The organism is Faecalibacterium sp. (assembly GCF_052358865.1).
In the GTDB taxonomy this organism is placed as follows: Bacteria; Bacillota; Clostridia; order Oscillospirales; family Ruminococcaceae; genus Faecalibacterium; species Faecalibacterium butyricigenerans.
In genome coordinates this window covers 1-23,902 of sequence record NZ_DAWCVJ010000005.1, presented here as the reverse complement: position 1 = coordinate 23,902, position 23,902 = coordinate 1, and the positions used below count along the sequence as shown (strand labels likewise).

Genomic DNA, 23,902 nt, shown 5'->3' with positions numbered 1-23,902 from the left:
TATGAAATAAAAAAGTTGTGCAGCTTGTACAAGGCACGGCGGCGTATCCGCCCTGCCCTGTATGGATTCAAAGCGGAGCTGCGTCCGCTGTAAACAATGTTGCGCAATACACTCTGCTCACCGTACAGGCTTGCGATAGTATTACACCTTATTCTACTATCAAATCGAAAAAAAAGCAAGGAAAGAGCGCCCGCCTCAAAAATTTTGTGGCGGGCGCTCTCTTGTTTCGTCGCGGCAGAGATTCAGAACTTGAACCCCCATTTACAGAAATACCGCAGCAGGCTCCCGGTCTGCCACAGAAAGGGCCTGAGACTGCGGTGGGCCGCACGATGCCATGCATGGATGGCGGTGTACTGGGGCACGAGATAAGCCTTTCCCTTGGTGCGCATCTTCTGGGTCAGGTCCGCATCCTCCACATACATGAAGTAGTGCTCATCAAAGCCGCCCACGGCCTTGAACTCTGCCGTCCGCACCGCCGAGAAGCTGCCGGTGCAGAACTCGATCTCCACGGGGGCAGACAAGTCTTCCCCTTCCATGAGATAGGCGCGGTTATATTTCTCCCAGAATTTCAGGAACGGCAGCTGGCGGTAGACCATCGGCCGGAGGGCGCAGCGCCGCAGGGGCAGATGCTGGGTGCGGCCGTCCGGGAAGCACAGCCCCGGCCGGGCCATCACAGCATCCGGGTGGGCGGCCATCCAGTCGGCCAGATCGCTGAGGGTGTCGGCGGTGAGCTGGATGTCGGGGTTCAGGATGAAGTGATAGTCGCTCGTCAGCTCGGGCAGGATGGTGTTGTGGCCGGTGCCGAAGCCGCCGTTCTCCTTCCGGCAGCGCACCTCCACCCGCTGGCCCGGCAGGGTGCTCAGAGCGCCGCTCCGGACAGCGGCTTCCAGCCGTGCACCGCTGCCGTCGGGGCTGGCGTTGTCCACCAGATAGAGGGTCAGCGGGTGGCGGCGGGTATATTGCAGCACCGTCTGCGCCGCCCGGAGGGCTTCGTCGCAGCCGTTATAAACAACGATGCAAGCAGAGAGTTCCAAGTTTTATGCTCCTTGTTTTATGGCTCAGACCTTTCCGCCATGCCAAAGGCTCCCCCTCGATGGGGCAACAATGACGACCGCCGCCAGTGGCGGAAACAGGGAGTCATTGTTGGGGCAGCGGCCAGCAAGACGCGAGCGAAGCGCCGCGGATGCTGGGAGCCGCAACCCGGCCTTGGCGAGCGAAGCGAGACTGAGAGGTTGTTCCTCTTTTGTTTATTCCAGCGGCAGGATCTTCAGGCTGAAATCCTCGCGCTGGATGTCGAAGTTGGGGTTGGTGCAGGGGTCGCCTGCAGCCAGCAGGTCGCCCCAGCGGGCCTGAAAACGCAGCACCTCGCCCTGAAAGCGCTTCTGCTTTTCGGGGTTGTCCTCCACGCCGCGGCTCTTGCTCTCGTAGTGGTAGAGCTGGGCGAAGGGAGTGAAGACGTTGGTGTAGCCTGCCTGACGAACGCGGACGCAGAAGTCCACATCGTTGAAGGCCACGGCATAGCTCTCATCCAGACCGCCCACCTCGTCGTAGATCTCCTTGCGGATGAGCAGACAGGCGGCAGTGTCGGCGTAGACGTCCTGTACATAGTTCAGCCGTCCCATATAGCCGTCGGAGCTGGCGGGATAATACTTGTGCAGATGGCCTGCCACGCCGCCGATGCCGAAGCCGACGCCGGCGTGCTGGATGGTATCGTCCGGGTAGAGCAGCTTTGCGCCCACGCAGCCCACCCGCTTCTGCTGGGCGTACATGACCATCTCTTCCAGCCATGCGGCCGTGATGACCTCAGTGTCGTTGTTGAGGAGCAGCAGATATTCGCCGGTGGCGAACTTCTCGCCGAAGTTGTTCAGGGCGCTGTAATTGAAGCCCTTGCCCTCCCACGTGACGACCTTGAGGGTGTCGGGGTGCTCCTTCTGCATCCGCTCGTAGGCCCGGAAGGTCTCGGGGGCCTTACTGTTGTTTTCGATGAGGATGATCTCAAGATCCGGATAGGTCGTGCGGGCATAAATGGACTCCACACAGGTCTCCAGATCGTGGATGTGATCGCAGGTGGGGATGAGGATGCTCACCCGGCCCGGATGGGCGATGGTGTAGTCGGTCTTGTAATAGCCCGGCGTACCCGGGATGAGGGAGACATCGTCCACGGCCACGCCGCAGCGGGCATAATGGGCCTTGAGGGCCGCGATGCCCGCGTCGATGCAGTAGGTCTTGGCGGAGATGTCGCTGGCCGTGCTGCCGGGGCTGGAGCGCCAGTAATAGAGGGCATGGGGGATGTGGACGATCTTCCTCGCCTTTTCCGTCAGGCGGAGGAACAGCTCGTAGTCCTGACTGCCGTTGTACTCCATCCGCTCGGGGCCGCCTGCGGCGTCCATCAGCCGACGGCTGAAGAGGGTCAGGTGGCAGATATAGTTGTTGGAGCGGAGGTTGTCCAGCATGAAATCGGGCTTGAAGTGGTAGAGCACCACATTCTCCACCTTGCCCTCGAAGGTCGCCTCGTCGGTGTAGACGAAGTCGGCCCCCTGCTCGGCGATGGCCTTGGCGGCATACCAGAGGGCGCAGGGGTGGAGGATGTCGTCGTGGTCCAGCAGGGCGATGAAATCGCCGGTGGCCATCTCGATGCCCTTATTGGTGTTGCCGGGGATCAGCTCGTTCTTTTCCAGCTTCTGGTAGCGGATGCGGGGGTCTGCGGCGGCACGCTGCCGGACCATCTCCCCCACGCCCGGGGCGGTGCCGGCGTCCACACAGCAAAGCTCCCAGTTCCGGTAGGTCTGGTTCACGACCGAGTCCAGCAGCTCCTCGAGGAAGTCCAGCGGGGTGTTGTACAGGGGCACCACGATGCTGATCTTGGGGCCTGCGGGCTGATCTTCCGCCTGATGCACCAGCAGCTCCACCGAGGCGAAGCGGTCCGCGCGCATGACCCTGCCCGGGAAGAGGGCGGCATACTCGCGGCGGGCACGGGCCTGCTCCCGCAAGCCCTCGATCCCGCCCCGGCGCAGCTCCCGCAGCAGGACGAAGAGGGGCAGGGTGTGCCAGAGCTGGCGGCTCTTGCTGACGGCGTAGCGCATGGGCCATGTCATCTTCCAGAAGGTCGAGCCGGTCACTTCGGCCAGCGTCTTTTCCAGCTGCTGCTCGTGGCTGCGGCTGAGGGAAAGGTCGCTGCGCAGCCTGGCGATCAGCTCGGCTTCCTCGCCGCAGGTGCGCTCGGCGCGCACCATCCGGTCGCGCAGGATGTCCATTTCCAGCTCATAGCCCCGCACCATCTTATACCCGGTGGGCTGGGAGACGCAGAAGAGGGCGGACTGCTGGGCGCGGCCCTTGCTGCGCCAGCCGAAGTCGCGGAAATATCCTCTCTGCGCCAGCTGCTCGGCCCAGCCCGCCATGACGGTGCTCTCGCTGCTCACCAGCAGCACCCGGGCGGGCAGCTTCTCCGGCAGCGTCTCATAAGCCGGGTCCACCACGACCAGAAGCTCTGCCTCCGAGCCTTCCGCCCACGCCTCTGCCGCTACGCCTGCCCGGCACAGCGCCTTGGTCAGCAGAAGGCTCTGCTCTCCCAGCAGGGCCGCCGAGGCGGCAGCCGCCTCCTCTGCGATGCGCTGCGCCAGTGCACGGCAGCGCTCCCGCTCCTGCTTTTCTTTCTTTTCCTTCTCCAACTGCATTCCGTTCTCTCCACCTAATATCATTTATCGTATCGTCCCAGCGATTTCGGGACGTGAAGCGCAAAAGAGCCGTTTCTTGAGTACAAACGTGTACAGTATACCAAATCGCGCCTCATTTGAGAAGTATTTTGCGCAATTCCTTTCGTTTTTTACATCCCGAGCAGGCGGCGCAGCCAGCTGAACAGTCCGCCGCCGGAAGAGCTGCCGCTGCCCACCGTCCGGATGGAAACGCCGGAGTAGTAGTGCTTGAGGATGTCGCGGTAGCCCATCCCCTCCTCGGCGGCATAGCCCACTGCGCCGCACTGGCTCATGCCCACGCCGTGGCCGAAGCCATAGTAGTTCATGCAGGGCACGCCCGCAGCATCTGCGCTGAAATCGAAGCAGTAGCGGGAGGACACGAACTGGTTGATGTAGCGGTAGCTGCGGCCGTTGGACACCAGCGTGTTGTACTGGACGAAGCCGCCGAGGTCTTTGTGGGTGGTATCGGCGCTCTGGTAAGGCTCACCGGTGCGGCTGTCCTTGTACTCGGTGTAGTCGTAGTCCTTGCCGATGACCCGGCGGAGCTTTTCGTGGTACTGGCGCTCGTAGGGGCTTTCGACGCTCTTGAGGTAGGGCACATCCGAACCCCACGCATCGAGGCTGGAGCAGGTGCCGTAAACGCCGGTCTGGGTGTTATAGCCCGCGCTGGCCGACCAGACGGCATCGATGACGCTGCCGTTGTAGGTCAGCACCTCATCCTTCACCGACTCCACCGCCTTACGGATGGCCGAGCGGGCCGAGGCGGGGATGTCCTCCACCGGGGTGTAGATGAGGGCGTTGGCCGAAGAGCCGTACTGCTTGTGGTACTCGAGGTAGGAGTGGATGGCCACGGCCTGCGCTTTCCACGCCTCCTGCGCCGCGCTGGCGCTGACATAGCTGCCGATGGAGCCAAGCTCGGTGTAGGTGATGCCCACGAGGCAGTCCACGAGGTCGAGGGTCACGTTCCTGCGCAGGCCCTTGCCCTTGATGTTCAGATAGGGCATGGTAATCTTATCTTTGGAGCCGAAGAGCCAGCTCAGACAATTTTCTTCTTCCCCCGGGACGAGGGTGGTGTTTGCGCCGCCGATGGTGGTGGCCCCGGGCGCGGCATCCTCGGCAAACACCGCCGGGACAGCCACACACAGCATCACCGCTGCCAGCACCAGCGCCGCCAGACGGCGCGCGAAACTCAGACTCTGCTTCACAGTCATTTTCCTCCTGTCGTTTTCGACATTTCCATAGTCAGTATCAGTGTAACACACTGTGCCCCCGACGGCAAGGACGGAAGTTGTGCGAAAATGTGAAAAGACGCCTTTGCAAGCTCCGGGAATTGTGATAAAGTATAGCAGGAGAGAACAGGTCCGCCTCTGACAGGCAGGACAAGGAGGGCCGGAATGGACAGCAGAGAGTTATACCCCACCGACGAGCAGCGCCGCCGCATCATGGATTTCATCATGGCGGCAGGCGAGACGCTGCTGGAAAACGGAGCGGAGGTCTTTCGGGTGGAGCAGACGATGGAGATCATGGCCCGCAGCTTCCATCTGCGGGAGTTCCACGTCTATGTGCTGACCAACGGCATCTTCGCCAGCGCAGGCACGGCGGAGATCGCCGAGGTGCGGAACGTACCGGTGCGGACGACCCACTTGGGCCGGGTGGTGGCGGTGAACGCCCTTTCCCGTCAGATCGCCGCCGGGGGCGTCACGCTGGACGAGGCCGAGTGCCGTCTGGCCGAGGCCCGGCGCATCCCCTTTCCCAAGGGCCGGACCCAGCTTCTGGCCGGGATGAGCGGCGCAGCCTGCTTCGCCCTCATCTTCGGCGGCACGGTGCGCTCGGCGCTGGCGGCGGCTGTGGCCGGCTTCCTCGTCAGCGGCTATCTGCTGCTCTGCGAGAAAAAGGGGTTATCCAGCGGCTTCCGCAAGATCTCGGCGGCGGCCCTTATCACGCTGGTCTGCATCGTCGGGTGCTCCCTGCTGGGCATCGAGTCCAGCCATGCCATCATCGGCACCCTGATGATCCTGACCCCCGGCATCGCTTTCACCATGGGCATCCGGGACTTCGTGCAGGGCGACTACCTCTCGGGGACCATCCGGATGATCGACGCCCTGCTGATCGCGGCCAGCATCGCCATCGGCACCGGTCTCGTGCTGAGCCTTACTTCGATCCTGACGGGGGTGACGGTGGTATGATGACGCTGACAAATGCCCAGATCGGCCAGCTGGTGGCCCAGTTCTTTCTGGCCGGGGCGGGGACGCTGAGCTTCGCCATCCTCTTCGCCTGCCCCCGGCGCACCCTCCCCTGCTGCGCACTGGTGGGCGCAGCGGGCTGGTTCGTCTATGAGCTGGCGGTCTTGTACGGAGCCGATGCCGCGGCGGCTTCCCTCATCGCGGTCATCCCGCTGACGCTGGTGTCCCGGCTCTTCGCCATCCTGCTCAAAACGCCGGTAACGGTCTTTCTGCTCACCGGCATCTTCCCCCTCGTGCCCGGCGCAGGCATCTACTACACGGCCTACTACTTCATCCAAGGCGAAAACGCCCTCTCGCTGGCCAACGGCATCTCCACCTTCAAGGTCGCCGTCGCGCTGGCCGTGGGCATCGCGCTGGTGCTGGGCCTGCCCATGCCGAAGGGGCATAGGTGGAAGAGTAAATAAGCTGTAACAACAAAAAGTACCCGCAGTGCTGTTTCCACATGATATGGAAACGTGCTGCGGGTGTTTCTTTGTTCAAAAATGCGCTTTATCGCGCAGTTTCAATTATGCAGTGACCATCTTAATTTTCGCAACAGGCTTTTGTGCCGTCCAGTCAACGTCAAACTCTGTCAGCGTTTCATCTGCCATCTTAAAGCTATTGTTCACCCGAATTTTTTTCAGGGTCTCGTCGATCTGCTCCTTTTTGACCGTGCCGCCCTTGACGACACTGACGGTTTCTGTATACGAGCCGTCGTCAACCTGCTTCTGACCCAAAATGAGGCTTTCATACCAGTACTGGACTTCAACATCTGCCATCACAGGGTTTTTGCTGCTATCGCAGCCAGAGAGAACACCCGCTGCTGCCACGGCCAGAGCCATCACACCAGCGCTCTTCAGGAAATTACGACGAGTCATATTAGTCATTTTCTTGCACCTCATAAACTGTTTTGTTTCTTCTTGTTTTCCTTTGCGCGTCTCCGCAAAAGGCGGTTAGTTTGCTATAACTAATGATAGGTCATCTCCTGCTTTTTGTCAATATTTTTCCAGTATGTTAGCGTTCATTAACATTATATCATCATTTTTTATCTCCGGTTTATGGATTTTTCTCTCATTTCTTCATTCCTCAGACAGGCCTTTCCCGTGTTTTCCGCTGATTCCAAATTTCTTGCACTGTGCCTGCTCCTATGCTATAATCAGGCTGTACTTATATAGTAAAGGAGTGTCCGCTGATGTCTATTATGGAAACGCTTGCCGCCCGCCGCACCTACCGCCGCTTCGCCCAGAAGCCGGTGCCGCAGGATGTGGTGGAGGATATGGTCGAGGCTTTGCGCCTTTCGTCCTGCGGCGCGAACCGTCAGGCCGTGAAGCTGGTGGTGGTGCAAAGCCCTGAAATGGTGGCGAAAGTCCACCCGCTGGTCAAGTGGGCCGGTTATCTGCCGCCGGAGCAGGGCACGCCAAAAGCCGACGAGCAGCCGGTGATGTATCTGGCCGTCGTGCAGGACAGCGCCATCCCCGGCGACCTCAACACCGACACCGGCATCGCGCTGGCCAACATCACCCTTGCCGCGTGGGACAAGGGCGTGGGCAGCTGCATCATGGGCGCCATCAACAAGCCTGCCCTGAGCGAGCTGTTGGGCATCGCCGAGCCGGACAAGCTGGCCTTCATGGTGGCGCTTGGCTATCCCGCCCACACCGCCAAGGTCGTGCCCATGACCGAAGAGACGGGCATCAAATATTATCTGGACGAGGACCGCAACTACTGTGTGCCCAAACGGAGCAGGGAGGAGCTGGCGCGGAGCGTGTAACCTCTCCGTCACGCCTGACGGCGTAGGACAGGCGCTCCTTCGTACAACCTCTCAGTCTGCTTCGCAGACAGCTCCCCTTGTAGGGGAGCCTCTGGCGAAGAGATGAAGCTTTACGGAATGCCAAGGCCTCTCCTCGGTAGGCAACGGCGACGACCGCCGCCAGTGGCGGAAACAGGGAGTCGCTGTTGGGGCAGCGGCCAGCAAGATGCAAGCGACAGCGATGCAGACGCTGGGAGCCGCAACCCGGGCAGGGGCACGGCGAAGCCGTGACGGAGAGGTTTTGCATATATACATCGTTCCTCGGCTTTATTCTGCATAATTGTTTGCAATTCGGTTTCAATTTGATGGAATTTTTGCACAACACTTGACTTTTCAAATTGTACAACCTATACTAAACACGCTCTCTGATTTTTCGATGAATCGCATCGCAGCAGAGAACTGCAAATGATATGCACATAAAGAGGAGTGTTTGAATATGAAAAAGATCTCTCGCCGCAGCTTTCTCGCTGCTTCCGGTCTGACCATTGCTGCTCTGGCTCTGACTGCCTGCGGCGGCTCTGCCTCCACCGCTTCTTCCGCTGCAAGCTCTGTGGCTGCTTCTTCCGAGGCTGCTTCCACCAGCGCTGCCGCTGCTGAGCTGACCACCGTTGAGGCTGGCAAGCTGACCATGGCCACCAACGCCGCCTTCCCTCCGTACGAGATGACCACCGATGCAGGCGCATTTGAGGGCATTGATATCGATACCGCTCAGGCCATCGCCGACAAGCTGGGCCTCGAGCTGCAGATCGACGACATGGACTTTGACGCTGCTCTTCTGAGCGTCCAGCAGGGCAAGGCCGACATCGCCATGGCTGGCGTCACCGTCACCGACGAGCGCAAGAACGTCATGGATTTCTCCGACAGCTACGCTACCGGCATCCAGTCCATCATCGTGCCCGAGGGTTCTGACATCGCTTCTCCCGACGATCTGGCCGGCAAGATGATCGGCACCCAGCGCGGCACCACTGGCTACATCTACTGCTCCGATGACTTCGGCGACGATGCAGTCGTGGCTTACGACGATGGTCTGACCGCTGTGCAGGCTCTGAACAACGGTCAGGTGGACGCTGTCGTCATCGACAATGCCCCCGCCAAGGAGTTCGTCGCTGCCAACCCCGGTCTGGTTCTTCTGGACACCAGCTACGCCGAGGAGGACTACGCCATCGGCATGGCCAAGGGCAACACCGCTCTGGAAGACGCTGTCAACGCTGCTCTGGAAGAGCTGAAGGCAGACGGCACCCTGCAGTCCATCGTGGACAAGTACATCACCGCTGAATAATCAGCGCGTTTCTTTCCGCGTCAGGGGGAGGCGGCCTGAAAAGGCTCCTCCCCTTTTTTGAAATCCACCGGTTACAAAATTTTTACAAAAAGAAAGGTGAGGATGCGAATGGCCGCACAATACGAGCTGCTGAAAGAGCTTCTCAACAGCGGGACGCCGCTCAGCTTCGGGCAGAACATTTTCTTTAAGTTTTATCAGGCATTCATCCTGAAGGACCGCTGGCTCCAGTATATCAACGGCGTGGGCACCACCCTGCTGGTCACAGCCATCGCGCTGGCGATGGGCGTCATGCTGGGCAGCGTGGTGGCGCTGGTGCGTGTGGCCCACGACCAGCAGCGCACCGGCCGCATGAACCCGGTGCTGGGCTTCTTCAACGCGGTGTGTCAGGTGTACACCACCATCATCCGCGGCACGCCTATGATGGTGCAGCTGCTCATCATGAGCATGGTCATCTTTGCCAACAGCCGCAACTTCACGATGGTCGGCGCGCTGGCGCTGGGCATCAACTCGGGCGCCTATGTCTCCGAGATCATCCGCGGCGGCCTGATGGCCGTTGACCCCGGCCAGATGGAGGCCGGCCGCAGCCTCGGCCTCAACTACATAACCACGATGGTGGTCATCATCATCCCGCAGGCCATCCGCGCCGTGCTTCCCGCCCTCGGCAACGAGTTCATCATGCTGCTGAAGGATACGTCCCTCATCACCGTCATCGGCGGCAAGGAGCTGCTGTATGCGGCACAGGGCATCATGAACCGCACCTACGAGGCCATGTTCCCCCTGTGCGGCGTCGCCCTCATCTATCTGGTGCTGGTGATGCTGTTCACATGGCTGCTCGCAAAGTTTGAGAGGAGGCTGGCACAAAGTGACCGATAAGATCCTTGAAGTCCGCGGTCTGACCAAGACCTACGGCGGCGAAAAGCGGAAGGGCGCAAAGCAGCCCACCCCCACCCTCGACGTGCTGAAGGGCATCGACATCGACATCTACCGCGGCGACGTGGTCTGCCTCATCGGCCCCTCGGGCTGCGGCAAGTCCACCTTCCTGCGCTGCCTGAACCGGCTGGAGATCCCCACCGGCGGCAGCATCAAGTTTGAGGGCGTGGAGGTGGACGATGACCACATCGACGCCGTCCGCCAGAAGATGGGCATGGTGTTCCAGCACTTCAACCTCTTCCCCCACCTGACCGTCAAGAAGAACCTCGAACTGGCCCCCAGCCTCCTCAAGCTCAAGGACAAAGAGGCCATCTCTGCCCGCGCCGACGAGCTTCTGGCCCGCGTGGGTCTGGCCGACAAGGCCAACGCCTACCCCAAGAGCCTGTCCGGTGGTCAGCAGCAGCGCATCGCCATCGCCCGTGCGCTGGCGATGGACCCGGACGTCATCCTCTTCGACGAGCCGACCAGCGCCCTCGACCCCGAGATGGTCGGCGAGGTCCTCGAGCTGATGAAAGAGCTGGCCCATACCGGCATCACCATGCTGGTGGTCACCCACGAGATGGGCTTCGCCCGCGAAGTCTCCAACCGCGTCATCTTCATCGACGAGGGCCGCATTCAGGAGGATGAGCCGCCGCAGGAGCTGTTCACCAACCCCAAGCATCCCCGCCTGAAGGCATTCCTTTCCAAGATGCTGTAAATCCGAGATCGAAAAAGCACCATGCCGCATGACGCAGCATGGTGCTTTTTTGTTAAACCTCTCCGTCACGCCTGACGGAGAGGTTATTTCAGAACGACCCTCCCGACGAGCCGCCGAAGCCGTCGGAGTCTGTGGACGAGCCGCCGGAGGAGCTTGACTCCTTCTTGGGCGGGTCATAGACCCGCTCTCGGGTGGTGTGGGTGTAGCGGTCGCGCTTGACCCGCAGGGCGAAGCCGGGCATATACTCATCGGCCCGGGTCTTCCGCTTGGCCGTCTTCATCTGGCTGTACAGGACAAAGCAGATAATGGCCGAGATGCCGAGGGGAAAGAGCATGGCAACCATCAGGTCTCCCAGCCCGACGTCATTGTCTATGTCGATGGGTTCGCCGTGGTCGGCGTAGTAGTCCAGCGCCTCACCGCACATCTCGATGTAGGTATCTGCCGCGTCCTCCCACTCCTCATCGGAGAGCAGTGGGACGATCTCGTCCTCCTGCTGCTCGATGCGGTAGTCGGTAAAGGCGGTGACGCCCCCGCCGTAGGTAATGGTGACATACTTGCGGGAGCCGACGGCCAGCAGGAAGAGGATGCCGCTCTGCTCGTCGCCATAGCCGAGGCCGTTGGAGATGTAATAATTCTTGGCGTATTCCCGCTGGTCTGCGTCGCCGATGCTGTCCACCACGAGGAAATAGACATCCACGCCGTGGCCGTCGGAGGCGCTCTCAGCTTCCTCTTCGAGGTCGGCCAGCGTGTCAGCGTCGAAGATGCCGCATTCGTCCCGCACCAGCGGGGCGGCTGCCCCGGCCGGCAGGGTCAGGGCCATGCAGAGCAGGGCCGCTGCCAGAAGGGCAAACAGTTTTTTGCAGTACTTCATTATATCGTCTCACCTCTCCACAGAAAAACAGCTCTGCCGTCCCAGCCACGGTCATTGTCTATGTCGATGGGTTCGCCGTGGTCGGCGTAGTAGTCCAGCGCCTCACCGCACATCTCGATGTAGGTATCTGCCGCGTCCTCCCACTCCTCATCGGAGAGCAGTGGGACGATCTCGTCCTCCTGCTGCTCGATGCGGTAGTCGGTAAAGGCGGTGACGCCCCCGCCGTAGGTAATGGTGACATACTTGCGGGAGCCGACGGCCAGCAGGAAGAGGATGCCGCTCTGCTCGTCGCCATAGCCGAGGCCGTTGGAGATGTAATAATTCTTGGCGTATTCCCGCTGGTCTGCGTCGCCGATGCTGTCCACCACGAGGAAATAGACATCCACGCCGTGGCCGTCGGAGGCGCTCTCAGCTTCCTCTTCGAGGTCGGCCAGCGTGTCAGCGTCGAAGATGCCGCATTCGTCCCGCACCAGCGGGGCGGCTGCCCCGGCCGGCAGGGTCAGGGCCATGCAGAGCAGGGCCGCCGCCAGAAGGGCAAACAGTTTTTTGCAATGTTTCATATTCCCGTCTCCCCCTCTCACAGCAGCATGAACAGGGCCGTCAGGATCATCAGCGGGATGCTGATGCCGGCAAACCACGCGGCCACCCTGCCCTTATCCACGGGCAGGTCGCCGATGAGCTTGCCGGTCTGGCCGTTCATGGCAAAGAGGAAGTCCTGCTCCTTCCAGCGGGTGTGGAGCATCCAGACCGGCAGCAGGGCGTAGTGCGGCTCGAGGGTCCGCGGGTCGATCTGTTCCGAGAGGGTCTGGATGCTGGTGTAGCCGCCCAGCGTCCCGTGGAGGGCCGCTTCGGCGCTGTGCTTCATCCGGCCCAGAGCGCGGGCGGCACACTTCTTGTCGTCCTCGTCATACCGGTCGGCCAGAAAGCCGGGCAGGTAGGCCGTGGAGAAGGGCTTGAGGGCGCTGTAGTCGAAGGGTTCGATGGCGTCCATGTGGGTGTCCGGCATCTTGCTGGAGCCGTCCACCGGCACCCGGACGAAGTCCGCATCGCCTACGCGGGCCACATCGAAGTGCTTGGTGGTGGTGACGACATAGTCGCCCTCGCGGTGGCTCTCGCTGATCTCGGCTTTGTAAGCGCCCCGGGCCTCCATCCGGCCATCGTAGAGCCAGAAGGGCACATAGACGCCCTGGATCTCCTCGATGTGGTTTCCGTCCTTGAAGGCTTTGGGGAGGAAGGCCTTGCCCTTATAATACTTCTTCAGGTTCTCGATGGCCGTCTTCCTGTCCATCTTGAAGGGGATGATGTACTCCGGCTTGAGCTTGCCGGAAAGCTGTCCGCCCAGCACGGTGGGGTTGCCGCAGTAGGGGCAGGTGGTGGCTGCTGTCTCGGGGCCGCAGACCAGCTCTGCGCCGCAGGAGGTGCAGGTGCGGCTGCTGAGGCCTCCGGCCTCCCGCTCTCCCCAGACCGGGCCATTGGCCGCAGCCTTTTCGGCTGCTTCGGCGGCCTTGTCTGCCTGTGTCTGCTTCTCGCCGTAGAGGGCCTCTACCTGTGCGACATCGTAGGTCGAGCCGCAGTAATCACAGCAGAGCTTGCCGCTGGCGCTGTCGAACCGCAGCGGGCCGGTACAGGCCGGGCACTGGTAATTCGTGGTGTTTTCTGCCATCGTTCAGCCCCCCTTTCAGGCGCCGAAGGGCTTGCCGCACTCGGGGCAGAACTTCGGCGGGTCCGTGGGGTCGGCGGGCGTCCAGCCGCAGTTCGGACACTTGGCCGCCGGACGGGGCCTGCCGCACTCCGAGCAGAATTTGCCGGTGTTGTGTGTGCCGCAGCTGCACACCCAGCCCGCCTCGGGGCGGGGCTTGCCGCAGGCGGTGCAGAACTTGCCGGTATTGCCGTTCTGTCCGCAGGAGCAGCTCCAGCCGCCCGCTGCCGGGGCGGCAGGGGCGGGAGCAGGCTGCTGTGCGCCCATCTGGTAGAGGGCCTGTGTGTTGATGCCCCCGGCGGCTGCGGCCTGATTCATCCCCATAAAGGCCATGGCCGGGCCGGCGGAGGTGTTCGACGCCGCGGCCTGCATGGCCGAGGCCTGTGCGCCCACCATATGGGCGGCAGCGCGGGTGGGGTCCATGAAGGCAGCGCTGCGCTGCAGCTCCTTGATCATCTGCTCGTCTTCCTCGCTGGCCTTGACGCCGGACACGCCGAGGGAGACGATCTCGATGCCGCGCAGCTTGCTCCACTTTTCGGAAAGCTCCTGATTCAGGGCCTCGGCCAGCTCGGCGGTGTGGCCGGGCAGGGACGAATAGCGGATGCCCATCTCACTGATGCGGGCGAACGCAGGCTGCAGCGCCGTCATCATCTCGGTGCGCATCTGGCCCTCGAGGGCGTCGCGGGTGTACTCATTTTCCACATTTCCGCAGACGTTGGTGTAAAACAGGATGGGGTTGACGATGCGGTAGCTGTACTCGCCGAAGCACCGGATGCTCACGTCGATGTCGATGCCTGCCCGCTGGTCCACCACACGGAAGGGCACCGGGCTGGGAGTGCCGTACTTGTTGCCCATCAGCTCCTTGGTGTTGATGTAGTAGATGCGCTGGTCGGTGGCGGCCTGACCGCCGAAGCTGAACCGCTTGCCGATCTCTGCAAAGACCTCGTCGATGTTCTTGGCCAGACCCTTGCTCAGCAGAGAGGGCTGGGTGCCGGTGTTGTAGGTATACTCGCCCGCCTCGGCGCAGAGGTCCACCACCTTGCCCTGCTCCACAATGAGGGCGCACTGGCCCTCGGCCACCGCCACGATGGAACCATCGGTGATGACGTTCTCGGTGCCGTGACGGTTCGAAGAGCGTCCGGAGACCTTCTTTTGTCCCTTGACGGCCAGCACCTCCGCCGGGAGAGCGCTGCAATAAAAGTATTCCTTCCACTGGTCGCCCATCACTCCGGATGCTGCACCCAGTGCCGCTTTGACAAGACCCATAAGCCATATCTCCTTTTTCTGCCCGCTGTTCTGCGCGTGGGCTTTCCCTCAGTATACCACAAAACAGGCGGCGAAAAAAGAAAACCCTTGCATTTTCTCCCCGATGGGTGTAGAATACTCCCGACAAACAAATACAGGGGAGCTTGTAAACGCAGGCTGAGAGGAAGTTCTCGAACTTCGACCCTTGGAGGCTGTCTTTGGACAGCCTCTGCACCTGATGCGGATAATGCCGCCGTAGGAAGTCATAACGCTGTTTATGGATTTTTACAGGAGACGCCGCAGAGGGCGTCTCCTGTTTTTTGTTAGAAGCTGTTTTCGTAAGCGGGCAAAAAGGCCGCTCAGGCGGCGTGCAGCGCTTAGAAAACGGCTTCTCGTGTTACCGGCTGAGGGGGAGCGCCCTGAGTCTGGGTTATATGTTGCGATGGGAAGCCGTGTTCCGGCGTGAGAGGAGGCCAATGAGCCTCGACCGCTTCTTCCGTTTCTGGCATCTGCGCGGGTGCCGGTTCTGTTCGTGTGCGGGGGCGGCGGTCTGTCTGCTCCCGCATGATATTTTTATTGAAAAGGAGCACTCATCATGAAACACTACTCTGCAAAAAAGCTGGCGCTGGCCGGTATGTTCTGCGCCCTCGCCGTCGTGGGCAGCGTCTTCTCCTTCCCCGTTTTCGGCAGCAAATGCGCCCCCGTCCAGCACATGGTCAACATCCTCTGTGCCGTCCTGCTGGGGCCTTACTATGGCGTGGGCGTAGCCTTCGTGGCCTCCCTGCTGCGCAACCTGCTGGGTCTGGGCAGCCTGATGGCTTTCCCGGGCAGTATGTTCGGCGCGCTGCTCTGCGGCCTCGTCTTCCACAAGACGAAGAAGCTGCTGCCCACCCTCGTGGGCGAGGTGTTCGGCACCTCCATCCTCGGCGGTCTGTGCGCCTATCCCGTCGCCATCCTGCTGATGGGCAAGAGCGCCGGTGACATCGCCTTCTACGCCTACATCGTGCCCTTCCTCGTCTCTACCGCAGGCGGCGCGGTCATCGCAGGCGTGCTGCTGGCCGCACTTTCCCGTGCAGGCGCGCTCCGCGCCATGCAGGCCAGCCTGAGCTGAGCGGAAGGAGTAACACGACCCATGTTCCAGAGCATCTTCGCCAACGTCCGGGCCCGAAGCCCCCTCGTCCATAACATCACCAACTACGTCACCGTCAATGACTGCGCCAACATGGTGCTGGCCTGCGGCGCGTCCCCCATCATGGCGGACGATGCCGCCGAGGTAGAGGACATCACCTCTCTGTGTGCCGGGCTGAACCTGAACATCGGCACTCTGAACAGCCGCACCATCCCCTCCATGCTTCTGGCGGGCCATACCGCCCACCGGCTGGGCCGGCCCGTCGTGCTGGACCCGGTGGGTGCGGGAGCGTCCCATCTCCGCACCGAGACGGCCCTGCGGCTGCTGCGGGAGGTAAAGCCTACCGTCATCCGGGGCAACATCTCCGAGATGCGGACACTGGCGGTGGGCAGCGGCACCACCAAGGGCGTGGACGCCGCCGCATCCGACAAGATCACGGAAGAGACTCTGGATCGGGCCGTGGCCTTCGTCAAGTCCTTCGCGGCCCGCACTGGGGCGGTCATCGCCGTCACCGGGGCCATCGACATCGTGGCCGACGGCCAGCGGGCGTTCTGCATCCGCAACGGCCACCCCATGATGAGCGCCGTCACCGGCACCGGCTGTCAGCTCTCGGCCCTGACGGCGGCCTTCTGCGCCGCCAACCCCGACAAGCCCTTGGAGGCTGCGGCAGCGGCTGTCTGCGCCATGGGCCTTGCGGGCGAAGTGGCCCACAGCCGCCTTACGAAGCGGGACGGCAGCGCCACCTACCGCAATTATATCATCGACGCCATCTACAACATGACCCCAGAGCAGCTCGAGGAAGGAGCACGCTATGAAATGCGATAAACACACCATGCTTCTCTACGCCGTCACCGACCGGGCATGGACGGGCCGCGAGACCCTCCGCCAGCAGGTGGAGGATGCACTGAAGGGCGGCGTCACCTGCGTCCAGCTGCGGGAAAAAGAGCTGGACGACGCGGCATTTTTACAGGAAGCCATGGAGCTTTCTGCCCTCTGCCGCAGCTATGGCGTCCCCTTCATCATCAACGATAACGTGGACATCGCCATCCAGTGCCATGCGGACGGCATCCACGTCGGGCAGGAGGACATGGCCGCAGCCGATGTCCGGGCCAAAGTCGGCCCCGATATGCTCCTTGGCGTGTCGGCCCACTCGGTGGAGGAGGCCCGGCTGGCCGTGGCCCACGGAGCGGATTATCTCGGCGTCGGCGCAGCCTTTTCCACCCACACCAAGACGGATGTGGACGTCCTGCCCGAGGGCGAGCTGAAAAAGATATGCGACGCTGTGGATGTGCCGGTCGTCGCCATCGGCGGCATCCATAAGGACAACATCCTCCAGCTGAAAGGCTCTGGCGCAGACGGCGTGGCCCTCGTGAGCGCCATCTTCGGTGCCGAGGACATCGAAGCCGAGTGCCGGGAGTTGAAGGCGCTGGCGGAACAGATCATCTAAAGGAGCAAACCCATGAAAACTGCACTTACCATCGCGGGCAGCGATTCCAGCGGCGGCGCCGGCATTCAGGCCGACCTCAAGGCCATGACCATGAACGGCGTCTTCGCCATGAGCGCCATCACCGCCCTGACGGCCCAGAACACCACCGGCGTGTCCGGCATCTATGAGGTCAGCCCCGCGTTTCTGGCCCAGCAGATCGACGCTGTCTTCACCGACATCCGCCCCTGCGCGGTCAAGATCGGGATGGTGTCCTCGGCCCCGCTCATCGAGACCATCGCCGAGCGCCTCCGCTTCTACAAGGCAGAGAACATCGTCGTAGACCCCGTGATGGTAGCCACCTCCGGCTCTGACCTCATCGCCTCGGACGCTGTGCGCACCCTCTGCCGGGAGCTGTTCCCCCTCTCGGCGCTTATCACCCCCAACCGCCACGAGGCGGAAGTTCTGGCCGAAATGGCCATTCATAGCCGCGATGACATGGTACGCGCCGCGCAGACCATCGCCGGCCGCTATGGCTGCAACGTCCTGCTGAAGGGCGGCCACAGCGACACCGACGCCGACGACCTTCTGGCGCTCCGGGACGGGCAGCTGCTCTGGTTCCCGGGGCAGCGGGTCGATAACCCCAACACCCACGGCACCGGCTGCACCCTGTCCAGCGCCATCGCGGCAAACCTCGCCAAGGGCTTCGGGCTGGCGGACTCCATCGCCCGGGCCAAGGCCTATCTGACCGACGCGCTGAACGCTCAGCTCGACTTGGGCCAAGGCTCCGGCCCGCTGGACCACACCTTGGGCGGCACAGGGGTCGAAAACTGGATGCACGGCGTCCCAGACGCTGTACAGGATAAATAAAGAGCGTATTTTCGGAGGATTTGAACCATGCAGACTTACACCACACAGATGGATGCCGCACGCAAGGGCATCGTCACGCCCCAGATGGAGACGGTCGCCAAGAAGGAGTACCGCACCGTCGAGGAGATCCGTCAGCTGGTCGCTGAGGGCAAGGTAGCCATCCCGGCCAACAAGCATCACACCTGCCTCGAGCCCGAGGGCATCGGCTCCATGCTTCGCACCAAGATCAACGTCAACCTCGGCGTCTCCCGCGACTGCAAGGACTACAGCATCGAGATGCAGAAGGTCATGAGCGCGGTCAACATGGGCGCAGAGGCCATCATGGACCTGTCCAGCCACGGCAACACCCAGCCCTTCCGCCAGAAGCTGACCCACGAGTGCCCTGTCATGATCGGCACCGTGCCGGTGTATGACTCGGTCATCCACTACCAGCGCGACCTCGCCACCCTGACCGCGCAGGACTTCATCGATGTGGTGCGTCTGCACGCAGAGGACGGCGTGGACTTCGTCACCCTCCACTGCGGCATCACCCGCAAGACCATCGAGCAGATCCGCAAGCACAAGCGGAAGATGAACATCGTCAGCCGCGGCGGCTCTCTGGTCTTTGCATGGATGTGTATGACCGGCAATGAGAATCCCTTCTACGAGCACTTCGACGAGATCCTCGACATCTGCGAGGAGCACGATGTCACCATCTCTCTGGGCGACGCCTGCCGCCCCGGCTGCCTCGCCGACGCCACCGACGTCTGCCAGATCGAAGAGCTGGTCCGTCTGGGCGAGCTGACCAAGCGGGCTTGGGCACACAATGTTCAGGTCATGGTGGAAGGCCCGGGCCATGTGCCCCTGAATCAGGTCGCCGCCAACATGGAGATCCAGAAGACCATCTGCATGGGCGCGCCCTTCTATGTCCTCGGCCCCATCGTCACCGACATCGCCCCCGGTTATGACCACATCACCGCTGCCATCGGCGGTGCTGTCGCAGCCATGAGCGGTGCGGCTTTCCTGTGCTATGTCACCCCCGCCGAGCATCTGGCTCTGCCCAATGTGGACGACGTCAAGCAGGGCATCGTGGCCTCCAAGATCGCCGCCCACGCCGCCGACATCGCCAAGGGCATCCCCCACGCCCGGGACATCGACGACAAGATGGGCGACGCCCGCCGTGTGCTGGACTGGGACGCACAGTTTGCCTGTGCCCTCGACCCCGAGACCGCAAAGGCCATCCGTGACGCCCGCCTGCCCGAGGATGACCACAGCGACACCTGCTCCATGTGCGGCAAGTTCTGCGCCGTCCGCAGCATGAACAAGGCTCTGGCCGGTGAGTACATCGACATCCTGTAAACTGATATTTTCATCGCTTTTGCGATTTTTCTTCTCCATTGCCGCCCGGTATGAAAGCCGGGCGGCTTTTTGCGTTTTGGCGGGACGGTTTCTCTATACAAAATGAATCCGGCATGATATACTGGATAAGAGAAGCATTTGAGGTGGTCAATTTCGTGGCAGCCACACGCCGATGGTAACGACAAGGGCATCTGCCCTGAGAGATGCAGGAGAACGCCACGCCTGCCAAATGCTTTTCGAGGGGGGACGGTTCTGATGCCGTCCCCCGTTCCTGTTTTTACAGAGGCATAAAAGAAAAACTGCACGAACGCTGAAGTCCAGCAGTCCGTGCAGTTTTTTCATACAGTTGCGCCAGCAGGAGTCGAACCTACGATGGGGGAGTCAAAGTCCCCTGCCTTACCGCTTGGCGATGGCGCATCGGTAGAAAATAGTATAGCATATTTTTCCGGATTCCACAAGAGCCGCCGGGGCTTCCGCAAAAACTTTCTATTCTATTCCGCCCGTTCCCCATCCTTGCCGGGGGACGGCGGATATGGTATACTTGCTGTGTAAAAGTTTTTCTGTTCAGCGCACAGCGCAGAAAGGAGCGCGGCTTATGGTGCACCATCTTGTCATCGGCGTCATCTTCCTCGTCTGGGGCATTGCAGACGTCCTCCGCGTCCAGCTGCCCGGCGTGCTGGCGCGGCGGCTGGAATCATCCAGCGAAGAGGGCCGCCGCCTCTGGCAGCGGCTTCTGGGCGTGCTGGAACTCATCGTAGGCGGCGTACAGGTGCTGTTCTGCCTTTTCTCCGACGACCCGACCGTCACCGGCATCCTCCTCGCCGTGATGATCCTTTCGGCGGTCTGCATCCTCGGGCCGTACTATCACTGGCGGAAACAGGAAAAAGAAAACGACACCTGACACGAGAGAGAGAGTTCACCTATGGGGCCTTGGTATTATGAAGTCGTCAGCTTTGACGGCGATTACGTCAACCTGCGCCGCACCGACATCGAGAGCGATGAGCTGAACCCGGTGGCGCTGGCGCTCCTGCCGCCGGAGATCGACGTAGGCAGCAAGCTCAAGTGCGAATATTTCCAGTACGAGATCATCGGCTGACAAACCGCAGAAAAGCCGCCCGGATGGGCGGCTTTTCTGTGTCTTCTGATTCGTTATACGCGCTCTGCCACCAGCTGGAAGCCCGCCTTGGCAAGCTCCTGCCGGATCTGCTCGATCTGGGCATTGTCGCGGGTCTCAAGGGTCAGCTTGAGGAAGCAGCTGGAGATGGGCATATTGGGGTCGGAGCCGTCGTGGAGGACGGACACCACATTGCTGCCGCAGCGGGAGACGATGTTGGCCACCTGCTGCAGCTGGCCGGGCTTATCCTCCAGCGCGATGGTCAGGTTGGCCTTGCGGCCGCTCATGACGAGGCCGCGGGTGATGACGCGGTTGAGGATGTTCACGTCGATGTTGCCGCCGGAGATGAGGCAGACGACCTTCTTGCCCTCGATGGGCAGCTTGTGGAAGAGCGCCGCCGCCACAGGCACAGCCCCCGCGCCCTCGGCCACCAGCTTCTGGTTCTCCATCAGGGAGAGGATGGCCGCTGCGGTCTCGTCCTCGGTGACAGTGACGATGTCGTCCACATACTCCTCGCAGAGCTTGTAGGTCAGCTCACCGGGGGTCTTGACCTGAATGCCGTCCGCAAAGGTGGAGACGGCAGAAAGGGTCTGGTATTTGTGCTCGTGGAGGGAGCGGTACATACTGGGTGCGCCCTCGGCCTGCACACCGTAGACCTTGACCTCCGGCTTGAGACTCTTGATGGCGAAGGCCACGCCGGAGATGAGTCCGCCGCCGCCCACAGGCACGATGACGGCATCCACATCGGGCAGCTGGTCGAGGATCTCAAGGCCGATGGTGCCCTGACCGGCGATGACCTGCTCGTCGTCGTAAGGGTGGATGAAGGTCATGCCCGTCTCTTCCTGCAGCTCGACGGCCTTGTCGTGGGCATCGTCATAGGTGCCGGGCACGAGGCAGACCTCCGCACCGAGGTTCTTGGTGTTCTCCACCTTCATAATGGGTGCGCCGTCCGGCATACAGACGATGCTCCGGATGCCCCGGCGGGTAGCGGCCAGCGCCACGCCCTGTGCGTGGTTGCCTGCCGAGCAGGCGATGACGCCCTTGTCGCTCTCCTCCTTGGAGAGCTGGCTGATCTTATAATAAGCGCCGCGCACCTTGAAGCTGCCGGTCACCTGCAGGTTCTCGGTCTTGAGGTAGAGCTGGCAGTCCTTCGAGAGCTTGGGGGCTTCGATGAGGTCTGTCTTGCGTGCTACATCCTTGAGGACAAAGGCGGCGTGGTAGATCTTATCCAGTGTCAGCATATCGGTTTTCCCATCCTATCTCTTTTTATCCATCCCGGCACACGGGGTATTTTTCATCGTTAAAGACAGGACTTAGTATAGTTTACATAATTTGATTTGTCAAATGAATCTATTTCACACTTTAAGGCCGAAAGCGGAATTTGCAAACATTGTATTTGTCTGTGCAGGATGCCGACCCCGCTTGACAACCCAAAGAAATTTGACTATACTACATATAGAAAGGCGCTGTGTCTGCAAAACGACTAGCTCCTTACCAGATTAGTCAAGAGAAAATGACCGACCAAGTTGGGGAACTGTGAGGCGGTCATTTTTTCTTGCGTTTTTTATCGTCATGGTTCTCATGTGCGATCGTCCATGTGATCTGAAATGTAACAAAAATTGCTCCGCCAAGAAGCGTCAGTAAAATTGCAACATCGGAGAACGTCATGAACCACACCCCCTTCCTGCCCTTGAGCATCCGGGGAGTGGCAACTTCAAGAAAAACTGCCTTGCCCGGCGCTTAGGTGCCGGTAAGGAGTCAGCCGCCTGCGTTTTAGACACAGCGCCTTTTTCCTGCCATTGCTGGCATTAGTTACAGAATAACACAAAATCCTGCAAAGCACAATACAAAGCCGCCGCCTCCCACAAAATCGTGAGAGACGGCGGTGCATTTTATTTTATCGCAAGTTTCAAAGACAGTGCCTGCCGGAACAGCCTATTGTGCTCTGCCGTCTGCGGCGCTCGTACATTGCCTGCTCTGGCTCAGATCTCCGCGAGGATGGCATCGCCCATTGCGGTACAGCCGAGGCAGGTGCAGCCCTCGCTCATATTATCGGCGGTGCGCAGGCCCTTGTCCAGCACCTTGTTCACCGCGCTCTCGATGGCGTCGGCCTCCTCGGTCATGCCGAAGGAGTACCGCAGCATCATGGCGGCGGAGAGGATGCAGGCGGTGGGGTTGACGATGTCCTTGCCCGCGATGTCGGGAGCAGAGCCGTGGATCGGCTCATACAGACCCCGGGTGCCGTCGCCCAGACTGGACGAGGGGATCATGCCGATGGAGCCGGTGATCATCGAAGCCTCGTCGGAGATGATGTCGCCGAACATATTCTCGGTGACGATGACGTCAAACTGGCTGGGATCCTTCACGACCTGCATCGCGCAGTTGTCCACGAACATCTCGCTGTACTCCACCTCGGGATACTCGGCCTGCAGGCGGTGCATGACGGCACGCCAGAGGCGGCTGGTGTCCAGCACGTTGGCCTTGTCCACGCAGCAGAGCTTCTTGCGGCGCTTCATCGCCGTCTCGAAGCCGATGCGGCCGATGCGCTCGATCTCGTGCTCCGAGTAGGGCATGGAGTCCACGGCCTGCTTCTCGCCGTTTTCCAGCGTATAGGTCTCGTGCTTGCCGAAGTAGACGCCGCCGATCAGCTCACGCACGATGATGAAGTCGATGCCCTTGGCCACGATCTCGGGCTTGAGGGGGCTGGCCGGGGCCAGCTGAGGCCAGATCTTTGCCGGGCGGTTGTTGGAGTAGAGGCCCATCCCGGCGCGGAGGCGGAGCAGACCCTTTTCGGGGCGCTGCTCGCCGGGCAGGCCCTCCCACTTGGGGCCGCCCACTGCGCCCAGAAGAACGCTGTCTGCCGCAAGGCATTTGTCCAGCTCGTGCTGAGGCAGCGGGTCGCCGTACTTGTCGATGGCCTCGCCGCCCATTGCGGCGTCGGTGTAGTGGAAGGTGTGGCCGTACTTTTCGGCCACCTTATCGAGAACGCGGAGGGTCTGCTTCACGATCTCGGGACTGGAGCAGTCGCCCCAGATGACAGCGATATTTTTTTCCATGATAATGGGCATCCTTTCTTCGATTGGGCAGCGATTTATGACAGGATTCTTGCTTTTGGGTGGGTGCGGGGCAGATTGCCGTTGCAGTAGGGCTTTTTTTCTTTAAGTAGGTTCTCGCGCTGGTGGCGCGGGGAATGTTTTTTCTTGCGGTCAAGCGGCTTGCGCTCCGCGCGGGCCAGAGGCAGGGAGGGGTGTTTCGACTCCCCCCTCCCTACCTCTGGACTCCACTCTCCCCGCAACGAGTTAAGGGCTGCTCGCCCTTAACAATTCCAAAGAGGAAGTCGAAACGGAAAAAAGCTAGCCGCTGCGCTAAACGCATTTTTTTGTGCTTCTCCTATTTACAGCTCCGCCGAAAATTTCACCTCTCTGCTGAACTTCACGCCCTGCGAGGGCGTAACACCAGCTGCGAAGCAGCAAGTCGGAGAAACGAGAAAAAAGCGTTTAGCGCAGCGGCTAGCTTTTTTCCGTTTCGACTACTCCTCCGGGATTATCAAGGGCGAGCAGCCCTTGATTCGTGCCTCCCGCGCCTC

24 protein-coding genes and 1 tRNA gene are annotated in these 23,902 nt (G+C 61.1%); 13 read left to right on the top strand and 12 right to left on the bottom strand.

Going from position 1 to position 23,902, the window contains the following annotated elements; all coding sequences use genetic code 11:
- Window positions 1-242: 242 nt before the first annotated feature.
- From ACT8X9_RS01785 to ACT8X9_RS01775, 3 genes are all read right to left on the bottom strand, one after another.
- The gene (locus ACT8X9_RS01785; RefSeq protein WP_227620546.1) at window positions 243-1,034 is read right to left on the bottom strand and encodes a glycosyltransferase; all 792 of its coding nucleotides are present in this window, start codon (window positions 1,032-1,034) and stop codon (window positions 243-245) included.
- Between the two features lie 213 nt (window positions 1,035-1,247).
- A complete protein-coding gene (locus tag ACT8X9_RS01780) occupies window positions 1,248-3,674 on the bottom strand; it encodes a glycosyltransferase family 2 protein (RefSeq protein WP_444267926.1) in 2,427 nt (808 codons plus the stop codon).
- A 149-nt stretch (window positions 3,675-3,823) separates the two neighbouring features.
- Entirely contained in the window at window positions 3,824-4,903 is a 1,080-nt protein-coding gene (locus ACT8X9_RS01775; RefSeq protein WP_412590191.1) for a SpoIID/LytB domain-containing protein, read from the bottom strand.
- 183 nt (window positions 4,904-5,086) lie between these two features.
- Here ACT8X9_RS01775 and ACT8X9_RS01770 point away from each other — a divergent pair, with 183 nt between their 5' ends.
- Window positions 5,087-5,878 carry a threonine/serine exporter family protein gene (locus ACT8X9_RS01770; RefSeq protein WP_227620549.1) on the top strand — a complete coding sequence of 264 codons (792 nt, stop codon included), beginning with the start codon at window positions 5,087-5,089 and terminating at the stop codon, window positions 5,876-5,878.
- Window positions 5,878-6,339, top strand: a complete 462-nt coding sequence (locus tag ACT8X9_RS01765) for a threonine/serine exporter family protein (RefSeq protein ID WP_444267954.1) — start codon at window positions 5,878-5,880, stop codon at window positions 6,337-6,339. The genes ACT8X9_RS01770 and ACT8X9_RS01765 overlap by 1 nt, the downstream gene beginning before the upstream one ends.
- Before the next feature lie 102 nt (window positions 6,340-6,441).
- On the opposite strand, the gene ACT8X9_RS01760 is transcribed toward ACT8X9_RS01765, so the two are convergent.
- On the bottom strand, window positions 6,442-6,801 hold the full coding sequence (locus tag ACT8X9_RS01760) for a twin-arginine translocation signal domain-containing protein (RefSeq protein WP_444267925.1): 360 nt from the start codon (window positions 6,799-6,801) through the stop codon (window positions 6,442-6,444).
- Window positions 6,802-7,106: 305 nt separating this feature from the next.
- On the opposite strand from ACT8X9_RS01760, the gene ACT8X9_RS01755 reads away from it, so the two are divergent.
- The 4 genes from ACT8X9_RS01755 (at window position 7,107) to ACT8X9_RS01740 (ending at window position 10,627) form a co-directional block, all read left to right on the top strand.
- Window positions 7,107-7,682, top strand: a complete 576-nt coding sequence (locus tag ACT8X9_RS01755; RefSeq protein WP_444267924.1) for a nitroreductase family protein — start codon at window positions 7,107-7,109, stop codon at window positions 7,680-7,682.
- 475 nt (window positions 7,683-8,157) lie between these two features.
- Window positions 8,158-9,000, top strand: a complete 843-nt coding sequence (locus tag ACT8X9_RS01750) for an amino acid ABC transporter substrate-binding protein (protein ID WP_412590196.1) — start codon at window positions 8,158-8,160, stop codon at window positions 8,998-9,000.
- A gap of 108 nt (window positions 9,001-9,108) precedes the next feature.
- Entirely contained in the window at window positions 9,109-9,873 is a 765-nt protein-coding gene (locus tag ACT8X9_RS01745) for an amino acid ABC transporter permease (RefSeq protein ID WP_444267923.1), read from the top strand.
- Window positions 9,863-10,627, top strand: coding sequence for an amino acid ABC transporter ATP-binding protein (locus ACT8X9_RS01740; protein WP_330221117.1), 765 nt, complete (start codon window positions 9,863-9,865; stop codon window positions 10,625-10,627). The genes ACT8X9_RS01745 and ACT8X9_RS01740 overlap by 11 nt, the downstream gene beginning before the upstream one ends.
- An 88-nt stretch (window positions 10,628-10,715) precedes the next feature.
- On the opposite strand, the gene ACT8X9_RS01735 is transcribed toward ACT8X9_RS01740, so the two are convergent.
- Genes ACT8X9_RS01735 through ACT8X9_RS01720 form a run of 4 tightly spaced genes read right to left on the bottom strand, consistent with a single transcriptional unit; the run spans window position 10,716 to window position 14,463 of the window.
- Window positions 10,716-11,498, bottom strand: a complete 783-nt coding sequence (locus ACT8X9_RS01735; protein WP_444267922.1) for a TPM domain-containing protein — start codon at window positions 11,496-11,498, stop codon at window positions 10,716-10,718.
- On the bottom strand, window positions 11,498-12,058 hold the full coding sequence (locus tag ACT8X9_RS01730) for a TPM domain-containing protein (RefSeq protein ID WP_444267921.1): 561 nt from the start codon (window positions 12,056-12,058) through the stop codon (window positions 11,498-11,500). The genes ACT8X9_RS01735 and ACT8X9_RS01730 overlap by 1 nt, the downstream gene beginning before the upstream one ends.
- A 17-nt stretch (window positions 12,059-12,075) precedes the next feature.
- Window positions 12,076-13,161: a hypothetical protein gene (locus ACT8X9_RS01725; RefSeq protein ID WP_444267920.1), complete on the bottom strand. Its 1,086-nt coding sequence runs from the start codon at window positions 13,159-13,161 to the stop codon at window positions 12,076-12,078.
- A gap of 15 nt (window positions 13,162-13,176) precedes the next feature.
- On the bottom strand, window positions 13,177-14,463 hold the full coding sequence (locus tag ACT8X9_RS01720; protein WP_444267919.1) for an SPFH domain-containing protein: 1,287 nt from the start codon (window positions 14,461-14,463) through the stop codon (window positions 13,177-13,179).
- Between the two features lie 574 nt (window positions 14,464-15,037).
- On the opposite strand from ACT8X9_RS01720, the gene thiW reads away from it, so the two are divergent.
- From thiW to thiC, 5 genes are read left to right on the top strand one after another with little or no spacing between them, the layout of a single operon-like run.
- Window positions 15,038-15,553, top strand: coding sequence for an energy coupling factor transporter S component ThiW (gene thiW / locus ACT8X9_RS01715; protein WP_227621855.1), 516 nt, complete (start codon window positions 15,038-15,040; stop codon window positions 15,551-15,553).
- Window positions 15,554-15,574: 21 nt separating this feature from the next.
- Entirely contained in the window at window positions 15,575-16,396 is an 822-nt protein-coding gene (gene thiM / locus ACT8X9_RS01710; protein WP_444267918.1) for a hydroxyethylthiazole kinase, read from the top strand.
- Window positions 16,383-17,018 (top strand): thiamine phosphate synthase, encoded by a 636-nt coding sequence (thiE, locus tag ACT8X9_RS01705; protein WP_444267917.1) that lies wholly within the window; start codon window positions 16,383-16,385, stop codon window positions 17,016-17,018. Before thiM ends, thiE begins: the two co-directional genes overlap by 14 nt.
- 12 nt (window positions 17,019-17,030) lie before the next feature.
- Window positions 17,031-17,864: a bifunctional hydroxymethylpyrimidine kinase/phosphomethylpyrimidine kinase gene (thiD, locus tag ACT8X9_RS01700; protein ID WP_227621858.1), complete on the top strand. Its 834-nt coding sequence runs from the start codon at window positions 17,031-17,033 to the stop codon at window positions 17,862-17,864.
- A gap of 27 nt (window positions 17,865-17,891) precedes the next feature.
- Window positions 17,892-19,202 (top strand): phosphomethylpyrimidine synthase ThiC, encoded by a 1,311-nt coding sequence (gene thiC, locus ACT8X9_RS01695; RefSeq protein ID WP_444267916.1) that lies wholly within the window; start codon window positions 17,892-17,894, stop codon window positions 19,200-19,202.
- A 346-nt stretch (window positions 19,203-19,548) separates the two neighbouring features.
- On the opposite strand, the gene ACT8X9_RS01690 is transcribed toward thiC, so the two are convergent.
- Window positions 19,549-19,619 (bottom strand) — tRNA-Gln (locus ACT8X9_RS01690).
- Between the two features lie 178 nt (window positions 19,620-19,797).
- Between ACT8X9_RS01690 and ACT8X9_RS01685 the strand changes: the two genes are divergently transcribed.
- Together ACT8X9_RS01685 and ACT8X9_RS01680 are read left to right on the top strand one after the other, a co-directional pair.
- Window positions 19,798-20,103: a hypothetical protein gene (locus ACT8X9_RS01685; RefSeq protein WP_444267915.1), complete on the top strand. Its 306-nt coding sequence runs from the start codon at window positions 19,798-19,800 to the stop codon at window positions 20,101-20,103.
- A gap of 21 nt (window positions 20,104-20,124) precedes the next feature.
- Window positions 20,125-20,298, top strand: coding sequence for a hypothetical protein (locus ACT8X9_RS01680; RefSeq protein ID WP_015565547.1), 174 nt, complete (start codon window positions 20,125-20,127; stop codon window positions 20,296-20,298).
- Window positions 20,299-20,351: 53 nt separating this feature from the next.
- Here the strand turns inward: ACT8X9_RS01680 and ilvA are convergent, their stop codons facing one another.
- The 3 genes from ilvA to leuB form a co-directional block, all read right to left on the bottom strand.
- A complete protein-coding gene (gene ilvA / locus ACT8X9_RS01675) occupies window positions 20,352-21,557 on the bottom strand; it encodes a threonine ammonia-lyase (RefSeq protein ID WP_227621861.1) in 1,206 nt (401 codons plus the stop codon).
- Window positions 21,558-21,861: 304 nt separating this feature from the next.
- Window positions 21,862-21,984 carry a hypothetical protein gene (locus ACT8X9_RS01670; protein WP_256466375.1) on the bottom strand — a complete coding sequence of 41 codons (123 nt, stop codon included), beginning with the start codon at window positions 21,982-21,984 and terminating at the stop codon, window positions 21,862-21,864.
- Window positions 21,985-22,298: 314 nt separating this feature from the next.
- Window positions 22,299-23,372, bottom strand: coding sequence for a 3-isopropylmalate dehydrogenase (gene leuB / locus ACT8X9_RS01665; protein WP_227621864.1), 1,074 nt, complete (start codon window positions 23,370-23,372; stop codon window positions 22,299-22,301).
- Window positions 23,373-23,902 lie beyond the last annotated feature (530 nt).

Coding starts and splice junctions, on each gene's coding strand:
- ACT8X9_RS01780 (WP_444267926.1), bottom strand. CDS start 3,674: ATGCAGTTGGAGAAGGAAAAGAAAGAAAAGCAGGAGCGGGAGCGCTGC.
- ACT8X9_RS01775 (WP_412590191.1), bottom strand. CDS start 4,903: ATGACTGTGAAGCAGAGTCTGAGTTTCGCGCGCCGTCTGGCGGCGCTG.
- ACT8X9_RS01770 (WP_227620549.1), top strand. CDS start 5,087: ATGGACAGCAGAGAGTTATACCCCACCGACGAGCAGCGCCGCCGCATC.
- ACT8X9_RS01765 (WP_444267954.1), top strand. CDS start 5,878: ATGACGCTGACAAATGCCCAGATCGGCCAGCTGGTGGCCCAGTTCTTT.
- ACT8X9_RS01760 (WP_444267925.1), bottom strand. CDS start 6,801: ATGACTAATATGACTCGTCGTAATTTCCTGAAGAGCGCTGGTGTGATG.
- ACT8X9_RS01755 (WP_444267924.1), top strand. CDS start 7,107: ATGTCTATTATGGAAACGCTTGCCGCCCGCCGCACCTACCGCCGCTTC.
- ACT8X9_RS01750 (WP_412590196.1), top strand. CDS start 8,158: ATGAAAAAGATCTCTCGCCGCAGCTTTCTCGCTGCTTCCGGTCTGACC.
- ACT8X9_RS01745 (WP_444267923.1), top strand. CDS start 9,109: ATGGCCGCACAATACGAGCTGCTGAAAGAGCTTCTCAACAGCGGGACG.
- ACT8X9_RS01735 (WP_444267922.1), bottom strand. CDS start 11,498: ATGAAGTACTGCAAAAAACTGTTTGCCCTTCTGGCAGCGGCCCTGCTC.
- ACT8X9_RS01730 (WP_444267921.1), bottom strand. CDS start 12,058: ATGAAACATTGCAAAAAACTGTTTGCCCTTCTGGCGGCGGCCCTGCTC.
- ACT8X9_RS01725 (WP_444267920.1), bottom strand. CDS start 13,161: ATGGCAGAAAACACCACGAATTACCAGTGCCCGGCCTGTACCGGCCCG.
- ACT8X9_RS01720 (WP_444267919.1), bottom strand. CDS start 14,463: ATGGGTCTTGTCAAAGCGGCACTGGGTGCAGCATCCGGAGTGATGGGC.
- thiW (WP_227621855.1), top strand. CDS start 15,038: ATGAAACACTACTCTGCAAAAAAGCTGGCGCTGGCCGGTATGTTCTGC.
- thiM (WP_444267918.1), top strand. CDS start 15,575: ATGTTCCAGAGCATCTTCGCCAACGTCCGGGCCCGAAGCCCCCTCGTC.
- thiE (WP_444267917.1), top strand. CDS start 16,383: ATGAAATGCGATAAACACACCATGCTTCTCTACGCCGTCACCGACCGG.
- thiD (WP_227621858.1), top strand. CDS start 17,031: ATGAAAACTGCACTTACCATCGCGGGCAGCGATTCCAGCGGCGGCGCC.
- thiC (WP_444267916.1), top strand. CDS start 17,892: ATGCAGACTTACACCACACAGATGGATGCCGCACGCAAGGGCATCGTC.
- ACT8X9_RS01685 (WP_444267915.1), top strand. CDS start 19,798: ATGGTGCACCATCTTGTCATCGGCGTCATCTTCCTCGTCTGGGGCATT.
- ACT8X9_RS01680 (WP_015565547.1), top strand. CDS start 20,125: ATGGGGCCTTGGTATTATGAAGTCGTCAGCTTTGACGGCGATTACGTC.
- ilvA (WP_227621861.1), bottom strand. CDS start 21,557: ATGCTGACACTGGATAAGATCTACCACGCCGCCTTTGTCCTCAAGGAT.
- ACT8X9_RS01670 (WP_256466375.1), bottom strand. CDS start 21,984: ATGACGTTCTCCGATGTTGCAATTTTACTGACGCTTCTTGGCGGAGCA.
- leuB (WP_227621864.1), bottom strand. CDS start 23,372: ATGGAAAAAAATATCGCTGTCATCTGGGGCGACTGCTCCAGTCCCGAG.